General features: G+C 69.1%; 7 protein-coding genes. All 7 read left to right on the forward strand.

Translation table 11 applies throughout. The features are described 5' to 3' along the window. Positions 1-102 precede the first annotated feature (102 nt). From ACZ4WS_RS34170 to ACZ4WS_RS34200, 7 genes are read left to right on the forward strand one after another with little or no spacing between them, the layout of a single operon-like run. Positions 103-342 carry a hypothetical protein gene (locus ACZ4WS_RS34170; RefSeq protein ID WP_467986641.1) on the forward strand — a complete coding sequence of 80 codons (240 nt, stop codon included), beginning with the start codon at positions 103-105 and terminating at the stop codon, positions 340-342. A gap of 57 nt (positions 343-399) precedes the next feature. Beyond that, complete coding sequence (locus tag ACZ4WS_RS34175) at positions 400-1,314, forward strand: Pvc16 family protein (protein ID WP_467986642.1); 915 nt, start codon at positions 400-402, stop codon at positions 1,312-1,314. A 33-nt stretch (positions 1,315-1,347) separates the two neighbouring features. Next, entirely contained in the window at positions 1,348-3,552 is a 2,205-nt protein-coding gene (locus ACZ4WS_RS34180; protein WP_467986643.1) for an ATP-binding protein, read from the forward strand. Then, a complete protein-coding gene (locus ACZ4WS_RS34185; protein ID WP_467986644.1) occupies positions 3,543-3,842 on the forward strand; it encodes a hypothetical protein in 300 nt (99 codons plus the stop codon). The genes ACZ4WS_RS34180 and ACZ4WS_RS34185 overlap by 10 nt, the downstream gene beginning before the upstream one ends. Next, the gene (locus ACZ4WS_RS34190; protein ID WP_467986645.1) at positions 3,839-10,552 is read left to right on the forward strand and encodes an eCIS core domain-containing protein; all 6,714 of its coding nucleotides are present in this window, start codon (positions 3,839-3,841) and stop codon (positions 10,550-10,552) included. The genes ACZ4WS_RS34185 and ACZ4WS_RS34190 overlap by 4 nt, the downstream gene beginning before the upstream one ends. 28 nt (positions 10,553-10,580) lie before the next feature. After that, entirely contained in the window at positions 10,581-11,171 is a 591-nt protein-coding gene (locus ACZ4WS_RS34195) for a hypothetical protein (protein WP_467986647.1), read from the forward strand. Beyond that, positions 11,168-11,854: a hypothetical protein gene (locus tag ACZ4WS_RS34200; protein WP_467986648.1), complete on the forward strand. Its 687-nt coding sequence runs from the start codon at positions 11,168-11,170 to the stop codon at positions 11,852-11,854. The genes ACZ4WS_RS34195 and ACZ4WS_RS34200 overlap by 4 nt, the downstream gene beginning before the upstream one ends. Positions 11,855-11,862 lie beyond the last annotated feature (8 nt).

The raw sequence follows: 11,862 nt of genomic DNA on the forward strand, positions 1-11,862 counted from the left end.
GGGACGGCGACCGCGAGCACGCCCATCCTACCCGGCGCCCTCCCCCCCCCCCCCCCCCCTCCCCTCCCCCCCCCCCCCCCCCCCCCCCCCGCTTCCGCCGCCGTGTCGAGTCCCCTGCGGCCCAGCGCCGCGGACACGGCGGCAGCCCGGGATGCCGTACGGCAGGTGGCGGGCAGGCGGTCGGGGCGGGGCGCGGAGCAGGTGGTGCAGGTGCAGATCGGGCGGCTCGAGGTGACGGCGGCGCCTTCGCCTTCGGCCGGCGGCCGGACACCGGCGCCCGCGGTACGGCGGCCCGGGGCGACCGTGAGCCTGGAGGAGTACCTGGCACGGGGGCGCGAGTGAGCGACGCAAGGACAGCCGGACGTTCGGAAGAGGATCAGGGACCGAGGAACTGACGCCATGAGCAACGCACTCGCCATCGCCCACGTCACCCAGGCCCTCGCCCTGCTGATCGAGGCCAATCTGCAGCCCGAGATCGACATGGCGGTCAAGGTCGAGACGCGCAAGCCGCCGGCCGATCCGCCGGCCGACCCCACCATCACCGTGTTCCTGTACCAGGTCACGCCCAACACCTCGCGACGCAACAACGACCTGGTCACCCGCGCACCGGACGGCACACTGCTCAAGCGGCCCACCGCTGCGCTCGACCTGAACTTTGTGATCAGCGCCTACGGCGAGGAGACGGAGCTGGTCGGGCAGCGGCTCATCGGCACCGTGGTGCGCACGCTCCACGAGATACCCGTGCTGCCCCACGACATCATCGAACAGGCCGGTGAGCGGCCCTACTTGGCCGGCAGCGATCTGGCGGACGCGGCGCAGGCGGTGCGCTTGGTGCCGACGGTCATGGACATCGACGAGACGTCGAAACTGTGGGGGATGCTCAACCAGACGCCGTACTCGCTGTCCGTGACCTACCAGGCGGCGCTGGTGTTCATCGAGGGCCGCGAGACGCCGACGCCGGGGAAACCGGTGGAGCGCAGCACGGTTCGGGTACTGCCGTTCGGGGCGCCGGGGGCGCCGGTTCCGCCTGGCCCGGCCGGCGGAGGTGAAGCGGCGGAGGACAGCACCGAGCCGTCACCCGCGAAGACCGTCGCGGTTCCCGGTACGAAGACCGACACCAAGGCCGACACGAAGGCCCCCGCGAAGGCCGTCGCCAGGAAGCCCGCGCGGGCTGTCGCCAAGGCGCCCGCCAAGACCGCGGCGCCCGCCAAGACGGCTGCCCGGACCCGCAAGTCGACACACGGCACCGCCAAGCGCACCGCCTCCGACGCTCCCTCCACCCAGGCGGGCAGCGCCGAGAGCGACGAGAGCTGAGGCGGGGTGCGCGCGACGGGGGCAGGTAAGGACATGGGTACGCACGGGACGGACGCGGCGGCCGCGCCGGGTGACGGGATGACGCTGCACACGGAGATCCAGCGCGTCCTTACCCTGCTCGACGTCCACGCGACCCGGGCGACACGGGTCGGCGCCGCGGCGCCGGAGGCGGGGCCGGGCACGGCTGACGGCTCCGGTGACGCACCGAGTGACCGACCGGGTGACGGTCCCGGTCCCGGCGGGCGCCTCGTCGGCGGTTCCGATGGTGACCCCGAAGACGGTCTCAAGGGCGGTCCCGAAGACCGTCTCAAGGGCGATCCCGAGAGTGGATCCCCCGTCGCGACGCCCACCGCCGCACCCGCCCCTCGCGGCACCACCCCTGCCCCCACTCTCTCCCCCTCCCCCTCCACCACGGGCTTGGCGATCGACGGTCCAGGTATCGCGCCCCTCGACGCCCTCACCGCCTGCTTCGGCCTCACCCCGTTCGAGCGGGACCTCGTCCTGCTCACCGCCGCCTACGAGCTGGACCCGACCACGGCCGCGCGCTGCGCCGTCGCCGGCGGGGATCCCGATCGCGCGCATCCCACTTTCTCCCTCGCGCTCGCCGCGCTGGACGGGGCGCACTGGAGCGCCCTGACCCCGGTCGCGCCGCTGCGCCGGTGGCGGCTGGTCGACCTGGACGACGAGACGCGGCTGACCCGGTCCCGGCTGCGGCTCGACGAGCGGATCCTGCACTTCCTGCTGGGCTCGCCGTATCTGGACACCCGGCTGCACGGTCAGTTGCGGCGCGCCCCCGTGCCGGACGCGCTGTCACCGTCGTACGACCTTGCCGCGGGCCGCGTCACGGCGGGCTGGACGACGACGGCGCGACCGGGTGCACCGCGGCTCGTCGAGGTCGTCGGCGGGGATCTGCGCAGCCGGGCCGACATCGCCGCCGCGGCGGCCGCGCGCTCCGGGCTCGGCCTGTACGAGATGAGTGCCGAGGACATCCCCACCGATCCCGCACAGCGCGACCTCCTCGCCCGGCTGTGGCAGCGCGAGGCGATCCTGCTGCCCGCCGCGCTGCTGGTCGAGGTCGGCGAACTGGACCGTGATCAGCGTGCCGCGACGGAGGCGTTCCTGGCCGGTGCCGCCGTCCCCGTCGTCGTATCAAGTGCCGATCCCCGGCCGACGGAACGGTCCCGCGGCGAGCGCGTGAATGTGCCGCGCCTGGACGACGAGGAACAATTCGGGCTCTGGGCGGGCGCGTTCGAGGACGTGGCCGACATCGAGGAGAGCGAACTGCGGTCGCTGGTCGCGCAGTTCCAGCTTCCGCCGCACGTCATTCGCGCCGCGGCCGACACCGTACGCCGTGATCTGCCCGGCGAGGACGAGCTCGACGCCGCTTCCCTCGCCTGGCGGGCCGGGCTCGACGAGGCCCGGGTCGGCATGGACGAGCTGGGACGGCGGATCGAGCCGGAGGCGGGCTGGCACGACCTGGTGCTGCACGAGCGACAGACCAGCACCCTGCAGGAGATCGTCGCGCACGTGCGCCGCCGGGCGACCGTCCACCAGGAGTGGGGCTTCGCCGCCACGCTGCGCCGTGGCCTCGGCGTCACGGCCCTGTTCGCGGGCGGATCCGGTACAGGAAAGACCCTGGCCGCCGAGGTCATGGCGAAGGAGCTCGGGCTCGACCTGTTCGTCATCGACCTCTCGCAGGTCGTCAGTAAATACATCGGCGAGACCGAGAAGAACCTGCGCAAGGTCTTCGACGCGGCCGAACGCGGTGGCGCCCTCCTCCTGTTCGACGAGGCGGACGCCCTGTTCGGCAAGCGCAGCGAGGTGAAGGACAGCCACGACCGGTACGCCAACCTCGAAGTCAGTTATCTGCTGATGCGCATGGAGGCCTACCGGGGCCTCGCCATCCTCACCACCAACATGAAGAAGGCCCTGGACACGGCGTTCATGCGGCGTATCCGCTTCGTCGTCGACTTCCCGTTCCCCGCGGAGCACGAGCGTGCCGAGATCTGGCGCCGGGTGATTCCTCCTCAGACGCCGACGAAGGGCCTCGACCCCGACCTGCTGGCGCAGCTCACCGTCGCGGGCGGCTCCATCCGCAACATCGCCCTGTCGGGGGCGTTCCTCGCCGCGGAGGAGGGCGACCGGCTGCAGATGCGCCACATGCTCGCCGCGGCCCGTACCGAGTACATGAAGCTGGAGCGCTCGCTGACTGCTTCGGAGGTCCGCGGATGGGTGTGAAGCGCGTTGGCGCGCACGGCGAACCCCACGCGATCCGCGTGGACATCGGCGAACTCGTCCTCGACGGCTTCCGCGTAGACCCCGACCGGGTCTCGGCGTCCTTCGAGCGCGAACTGACCCGCCTCGTACGCGAACACGGCGTCCCGCTCGCGTCGGACGGCGCCCTGGCCGTGGACGCGCTGTCCGGACTTCCGCCGCTGCCCGCGGGCCTGTCCGCCCGCCGCCTCGGCCAGGAGCTGGCCCGCGCGGTGCACGCCGGGCTCTCCGGACGCGGGGAGGTGACCCGATGACCGGCTCCCCGACCCAGGACTCCCGCGCCGACCAGGCCGCCGAGCAGCGCCGCCGCAAGCGCAAGGAGCGGGCCGCCAAGTCCCGTACGCCCGAGCCGAAGGACATCGTCAGCGGCGCGGGGCAGCCCCTCGATATGGGTGTGCGACGGGAGTTGGAGGAACAGCTCGGCCACGACTTCAGCCGCGTGCGCCTGCACACCGACCGGGACGCGGCCGTCCTCACCGACCTGCTCGGCGCGGACGCCGTCGCGGTCGGCCAGGACATCTTCTTCGGCGAGGGCGCCTACCGGCCCGGCACGGCGGACGGTCAACGCCTGCTCGCCCACGAGCTGTTGCACACTGTGCAGAACCCGCACGGCCTCGGCGCGCTGCGGGCCGGGCGCGACCTGGGCGCGGTGAGCCTGCCGCAGCAGGCGATCGAACGGGAGGCGGAGTCGGCCGCGCAGGAGCTCGTACGTCCTTCGGCGGGCGAGCCCGCAGGGGCGTCTCCGGCGGTGGACGAGGGGCAGGCCACGCCCGGTTGGCTGCGGTACGCGACCGTGGACGCGGACCGCAACCGGATGGAGCGGATCGATCCGGCGACCCTCGTGGACCGGCTGACGAACTCGGTCGTACGGTCACTGCGCGGCGACCCGGAAGACCTGTCGAAGCGCACGCGCAATCAACTCGCCCGGCTGCCGGAGGAGTTGCTGGACGGCGTCCTGGAGAACCTGGAGAACAGGCTCCTCAGCTCGGAGCACGACCGGGTCCTCGATCTCGTCGATGAGATCGAGGGCAACGACGAGCTCGGCACCGACGACGAGCTGGAGCTGAACTCCCACGACGCCCCGGCCGTCGAGCCGGATGCGGCCGAGGAGCTGCGGTTCGAGCGCGAGAACGAGCGCCGTTCGACCGAGGAGCTGTGGGAAGAGGAGCGGCAACCCGCGGCCGCGCCGGGTCCGGAGAAGGACGAGACCGGCACGGAGGGTGCGCCCGGTAGCACTCCGCAGAACAGGACCGCTCCGCAGGGCGGTCAGCAGGAGCGTAAGCCGGGCACCGCCGGGAGCGGGGGCTCGTCCGCGGGCGGGCAGCAGTCGACGCCGTCGGCAGCCGCGCCGCGGCAGGAGGCGTCCACGTCCTCGGAAGGGCAGTCCGCGAGCGGAAGTTCCCCCTCCGGCGGGCAGCAGGGCGGCGAGAGGACGGCCGCGGGCTCCGAGGCGGGCAAGGCGGGCGCGGAAGGCAAGGAAGGCAAGGAAGGGACACAGCAGCAGGGCGCTCCGGCCGCGAGCAAGGAGGAGTCCGCGGCCAGGAACCGTCCGGGCGCGGTCGATTCGCTCGTGGCCGGTCGGCAGGTGAGGCAGGAGGACAAGCGGGGGTCGGATCGGCCGCAGGGATCGAGCGCGGCTTCTGGCAAGGACACTCAGCTGCCGGGCGCGTTCAGCACGCTCGACGGTGTTCGCGCCCAGGATCTCGACGGTCCGCAGGAGAAGGCGGACGAGGACCCGTTCGGTTCCGGCAGCGCGTCGGAGGTCGAGGTCGGGGGCGGCGAGAACAGCGCCTGGGACGTCAAGCTCCAGCCGGAAGACTTCCTTCCCGAGCAGGACCTCGATGTGTCGGGCGTGCCGACCGCGGACCGTCTCGACCCGTCCTCGACGGCTTCGGCGGCGGCCCTGTCGTTCCCCGCTCCCCCGGTGACCAAGGCCGACAAGGTGCAGGCCGAGCGGGATGCGGAGGACGTCGAGGACGCGACGGAGGCCGGGCCCGAGGAGGACAGCGCCGCAGCACCCGCCGACTCCGAGCCGTCGGCCGAGGCGGATGCTGCCGCCTCGGCCGACGGGCAGGCAGGCGGTCTCGCCCTGGAGCAGGCCGCCGAGGCGCCGACGGCGGATGCGATGTCGCGGGACCCGAAGAGCGGCGCCGATCCGAAGGCCGGTCCCGTCGCCGCGCAGACGACGGTGCAGGAGGCGCCAGGCAGGTCCGCCGATGCGGGCAGCGACGCCAAGGAGGGCGCCGCCAAGGAGGAGAAGGGCACTCCTGCCGCGGGCGACACGTCCGCAGGCGCTCAGGAGAAGGCCTCTCCGCAGCCGGTGGCCGGTCAGTCGGCGGCACCGGAATCGGCCGCCAGTACAGATCAGTCCCGGTCGGGCGCGGCCTCGACGGGTACGAGCGAACCGGCCGCCGACGCGCAGTCCCCCTCGCCCGCGCGCGACACTCATGTGTCCGGTGGGTCCAACGTGGATACGCCCGGTGGGGCGAGCAGCGGTGCGGCGGCGAGTGGGACGCGGGGCGAGACGTCGGACGGGGGCGCGACAGGGACTCCCGACCGGACACCGGCGGCGCAGGAATCCGCACCCGCGGCCGCGCAGCCGGCGCAGCCCGCGCAGACTCCCGAGGCACCGGCCGCGCCGCAGGCGCCGAAGGGTCCGAAGGCTTCGAAGGCGGCTGCGGCGCCCAAGGCGTCGCCCGCCGTCAAGGGTTCGAGCGGCGGGGGCGGCGGAGGTGGCACGACCGCCGCACCGGCCAAGGGCAAGAAGGACTCGGGGCCGACCCCGAACCTGTCGACGGTGTCTCCGGAGGCCGGCCTCTCCACCGCCTCAAAACTCAAGCCCCACAAGGCACTTCAGGCCATGTCGGGTGTGGGCGGCGCGGTGGACCGCACCGTCGGCGACGAGCACAAGTCGCTCGCCGCGGCCCCGCCCTCGATGACCCGCCCGGCGGGTGCGCCGCAGACCCTGCAGGGCAAGCCGAAGGCCGACGCCCCGGCCCAGTACGCGCAGGACCCGGCGCAGAAGTCCGAGGCACCCGAGCAGGAGAAGGCCGAGGTCGAGGGCGCCAAGGAGCCCGAGGGCCAGATCGAGGCGGAGAAGGCGGAGGAGCCGAGCGGCTGGGACACCTTCAAGATGGCCCTGGGCTTCGGCCTGGGCAAGGTGGCGAGCTGGCTCGGTTTCAAGGTGGACGCGCAGGAGCTGGCCGCCAAGTTCGCCGGGCTGCCGACGAAGGACGAGGCGCTCAAGAAGGCCCAGGCAGGTAACGCGCCGGGCGTGCAGATGCAGGGCGACGCGGAGCAGACGGCGGGCGAACAGGGCTCCGCTGTCGACGCCAAGGGCCAGGAGACCGTCGCGACGGGGCGGGACGACGCCGGGCGCCCGATGGGCGAGAACCAGGTCTACCCCGATGTTCCCCAGGAGCAGATGCAGGCCAAGGTGCCCGGCGCGCAGGGCGGCAACGCTGCTGCGCCCGAGGCCGGCGCGGGGACCGGCGCCGTACCGCCGGAGGCCGCCTCCGAGGTGGCGGAGCACGAGCGCGGACCGCAGTTCCAGGCCGCGTTCGGCGCGGGCCAGAAGTCCATGTCCGAAGGCCGGCAGACCAAGGACCGGGACTTCCGCGACTCGCAGCAGAAGCACAAGCAGAAGGTCGACGCGGAGGTCGAGACCAACACCAAGAGCCAGGCGGGCGAGCGCGACAAGGCCCTGACCGAGGTCACCGCACAGCGTGCCGACTGGCGTACGGAGCAGGACGGGGAGCTCAAGAAGCTCGGCACCAAGAAGACCGAGCGGCACGACAAGGTCCGCCAGGACGTCAAGGACAAGGAAGAGAAGACCGACAAGGACGTCGCCAAGGAGAAGGACGACGGCGACAAGAAGATCCAGGACGAGAACACCAAGGCCGAGAAGGACGCCGAGAAGCAGCGCGACACCAGCGTTCAGGACTCGGGCAACTGGGTCAGCAAGGCCTTCGACTGGATCAAGCAGAAGGTCATCGAGATCAAGAACGCGATCGTCCGCGTCATCAAGGCGGCACGGGACGCGGTCGTCGGGTTCATCAAGAACTTCAAGGATACGGTCGAGCGCTGGATCAACGAGGCGCGCAAGTTCATCGTCGACGCGATCAAGAATCTGATCAACGATCTGATCGAGTTCGCGAAGAACATGGTGCGGGCCGTCATCGAACTCGCCAACCGCATCCGGAAGCTGATCACTTCACTGATCGCGGCGGCGATCGCTCTGGTGAACCGGCTCGCCACGATGCTGCGGCAGATCGTCAGAGACCTGCTGGACGCCATCGGCAAGCTCCTGAGCGGCATCCTGGACATCCTCAAGAAGATGCTCCAAGCCGCGGTCAAGGCGGTCATGGACGCGGTGAAGGCGGTCCTCGACTTCGCCTCGAAGCTGCTGAGCGCGCTCGGCGACTGGATGCTCATCGCGGTCGACTTCCTCTCCGACCCGGGCGGCTGGCTGAGCGGCGCCAAGAACTCGGCGGTGGACGGCGCGAAGAACCACCTGTTCCGCGAGGTCTCGTCGGCCGTCAAGCAGTGGTTCAAGGACAAGATCCAGGAGATCATCGGCGTCCCGAAGGCGATCCTGGACAAGCTGGTCAACGGCGGCTTTACGCTGGACAAGATCGTCAAGGAGGCGTGGGACGCCGTTGTCCCCCAACTCCCGCTGATCATCGGCGAACTGGTCATGACCAAGGTCGTGGCGAAGCTCATCCCCGGCGCGGGCTGGGTGATGGCGGTGATCGACGCGATCCGTACGGCGTGGGGAGCCCTGAGCGCCATCCTGCGCGCGCTGACCATGGTCCTGGACTGGCTCAAGGCCGTCCGCATGGGCGGCGCGGGCCTCCTCTTCGCGAAGGCCGTCGCCGCGGGAGTGGTCGCGCTCCTCGAAGTCCTCTACCAGGCATTGCTGAACGGCATCGGCAAGTACGTCGCCAAGGTCGGCAAGCGTCTGAAGGGTGTCGCCGCCAAGCTTGGCAAGGGCAAAGGGGACAAGCCAGGCGGCGGCAAGAGTTCGGGCGCCGAGGGTTCGGACGACAGGGGTGGCAAGAGCGGGGACAAGAAGGGCGACAAGGAGCAGGAACCGAACGCCCCGAAGAGCACGGCAGCCCCGAACGCCCGTCCGACCACCGGCAAGGGTGCGGATCCGAAGAGGCCCACTGGCACCGACAAGACCACCAACGCCCCCAGCAAGCCGAAAGACAAGACGGACGACAAGCCGGACACCCGTCCGACCCCGTCCCCCAAGCCCAAGCCCAAGCCGAACCCGGAACCGAAGCCGAAGCCGAAGCCGGACCCAGACACCGCCAAGCCCCGTTCGAAGGACGACACCCCGAGCCGGCCCAAGGACGACAGGGACAGTCCCGCCAAACCGAAGGACGACGGCAAGGACCCCAACAGGCCGAAGGGCGACGACAAGGACACCCCGGGAAGGCCCAAGCACGACAAGGACGGCGACAAGCCCAACAAGCCCAAGGACAAGGACGGCAAGGGCGACGGCAAGAAGCCGAAGGACAAGCACGGCAATAAGGGGTCCGACAGGCCTAAGCGCTCCAAGCACCAGGACGGCAGGCCGAAGGACAAGGACCCGGTCAAGGCGAAGCAGGAGAAAAAGGACGAGCGGAAGAAGGACGAGAACTCCCAGAAATCCAAAGAGGAGCGCCTTCGGAAGATCGTGACCCGGATCCGTCCTCGCATCGAGCGCATGCTGAGAAAAGGGACGCGGAGTTCGGTACTTCGGACAGTGCTCGCCGCCATGCGCCTCCGCTACCGACTGACGAGTCTCGATGCGTCAACGGGCGATCGGTTCAAAATCCGCGCCACGCTCAACCCTTCGGTGGACGTTACCGAAGGGTTGACCCTGGACGAGCAAGAACTGATCGAGATGCTGAACGAGATATCCGACGAGATACTCCAGCATCCCGCGACAAGGGCTGGTGCAGCGCGGATCAAGCAAACGGAAACGAACGGAAATCAGCGCAGGTTTGAGATCCCGGAGGGTGTCGGCTTCGGCTCGCTGGCCAACTTCATGCGGGAAGACGGACAGCAGATGCTGGGCTCGTCAAAGGAGAAGGCCTACGACATATTCGCCTTCGAGTCCGCCGAGCGGGGAGACTCGGACGGCTTTGCCCCTATGGTGGCGCACCACGTCCCCAGGGAGCCGAACCGTGACCGAGATCGACGCCAGGCCGCGGTCGAAGCGGCGCCCGACGAGAAGACTCGTGAGATCGTGCAGGCAACGGAAAATCTCGATCGCTTCACGAAGAGAGGGCTGGTGAAGTCCAGGGTTGCGACGACGAAACGCGACGGAACCACCGAGGAGCAGAATCGCGCAGCAGACAGGTACCGCGAAAGGGTAAGCAAGAAGGGAAGGGTGACGAAGGGAATAGACGAAAAGATCTTCAGCGACCCGCAGCACTCCGCAGACGTCCTGGACGGCGTAGAGAGGATGGCCCGTGGCGAACGCGTGGGCGGCAGGGTCGGAACCGATGCGGCCACCGTGGGCGCCCTGATGCTCGGCAAGGAGGTGCACAGGAACAAGCGAGCCGCCGTTACGGCAGCCATGATCTTCCAGATGTCTTCGCAGGGTAGGGATATCTCCGGCGTGGACGAATTCAGCTCCCCGAACGACAGTCTGGAGAAGATGAAAGTCGGAAACCAGGGCGAGTTCGACATGGGCCGTGCACTCAAGTTCTTCCCCATGGAGGGTCAAGGAGCCGTGGGAGATGCGATGGATCTGGATAGTGAGCTCAAGAGGCGTGGCTCTTTCAACCCCTCGCTCGCGAACCAACCCCTGGAAGGAGGACAGAAGACGGCAAATCGCGAGATCTTGGCCATTCAGATGTGGCTCAAGTCTCTCGACATCAAGACGGACGAAGGAGGAAAGATCACAACGCTTCAGCAGCTCAAGGATAAAGTTCGAGCGAAAATGTATGAATTCTACGGACTGAACTAGTGGAAAACCAGCACGGAGGAGTCCCTTCATGGGCGTGAAGTTGATCCTGAGTCGGCGCATGGTCCTGCGCCCCGGCACCGACGAAGACTCTGTCGACGAGTTCGCTGCCCGGCTCGGCCTGCTCCGGCATGCAGATATTCCAGAAAACGAGGAGGAAGGCGTTCCCCATCAGGTTGTCTGGCACTCAGAATCCGGTCCGGCTTTGAACTATCGCGAAGACATGTTCTCCGGACTTCCCTATGTCGTTGTCACAGCCGAAGACCCCCGCGAACTGCACGAGTTCGTTGGGATGACGGAGACCGTGCTGGATACCTGGAGAATCCCAGAACTCTGGAAGGCGGTTGACACGAACAGCGACCCCGACGAGCTTCCCGAAGCCATCCTGAGGATGGGCCTTGGCGCCCCCAAGGAATTCAATGAAGAAGTCTTTTCGCGTGTGTGCGACGCCCTGACGAGTGAACGTGAAGACGTGTGCGAAGCAGCCTTGATCGCCACGACCTACCAACCGTGGGGCCAGTACGTGAATCCCATCAGGGACCTGCTCCGGGAGGGGCTGAGCGAACCATTGGAAGATACCGCCCAGATCATCTTGGATGAGTTCGGAGCAATCGACTCATGAGCTATCGGGAGATACCCAAGCCCATCCGCTCCGGCATCGTCATAGTCGACCCCGAACGCGGAACCCCCCAGCGCATCATCGTGCTGCAGTTCAATCCCGACACCCTGGAACGCAGCCTCGCCCCCCAATCGGCTGGAGGCAGCGGCGATGCCAGCGGTGGAGGAAGCGGCAGCGGAGGGGACCGCAACGAGGCCCTACGCCTGAAAGGCCCCGCGCAGGAGACCTGGAAGTTCACCGCCGAGATCGACGCCACCGATCAGTTCGAGATCGCCGCACCGGACGGGATCCACCCCCAACTGGCCGTCCTCGAAATGCTCGTGCAGCCGACCTCGGCCCAACTGCGGGAAGCGAGCCGGCTGTCCAAGAACGGGACCATCGAGATCAGCCCGATCGAGATGCCGCTGACCCTCTTCACCTGGGGCAGCAAGCGCGTCATGCCCGTGCGGCTGACCGAACTGTCCATCAATGAATCCGCCTTCGACGTGAATCTGAACCCGATCCGGGCCTCGCTGAGCATCGGCCTGAAGGTGCTCACGGTCAGCGACCTGCCGGCCGGACACCGCGGTGCCGAACTGTACTTCGCGCACCTCGCGCAGAAGGAGCGGCTGGCAGGCGCCGCGCGTGCGGGGAGTCTCGGCACGCTCGGGCTCACCCCCGGCGACATCGGCATGGGAAGGAGCTGACCGGAGAC

The sequence above is a fragment of the Streptomyces sp. NPDC029292 genome, from assembly GCF_055569295.1.

Bases quoted from the DNA above. Each gene is read 5' to 3' on its own strand.
- ACZ4WS_RS34175 (WP_467986642.1), top strand. From the start codon at position 400: ATGAGCAACGCACTCGCCATCGCCCACGTCACCCAGGCCCTCGCCCTG.
- ACZ4WS_RS34180 (WP_467986643.1), top strand. From the start codon at position 1,348: ATGGGTACGCACGGGACGGACGCGGCGGCCGCGCCGGGTGACGGGATG.
- ACZ4WS_RS34185 (WP_467986644.1), top strand. From the start codon at position 3,543: ATGGGTGTGAAGCGCGTTGGCGCGCACGGCGAACCCCACGCGATCCGC.
- ACZ4WS_RS34190 (WP_467986645.1), top strand. From the start codon at position 3,839: ATGACCGGCTCCCCGACCCAGGACTCCCGCGCCGACCAGGCCGCCGAG.
- ACZ4WS_RS34195 (WP_467986647.1), top strand. From the start codon at position 10,581: ATGGGCGTGAAGTTGATCCTGAGTCGGCGCATGGTCCTGCGCCCCGGC.
- ACZ4WS_RS34200 (WP_467986648.1), top strand. From the start codon at position 11,168: ATGAGCTATCGGGAGATACCCAAGCCCATCCGCTCCGGCATCGTCATA.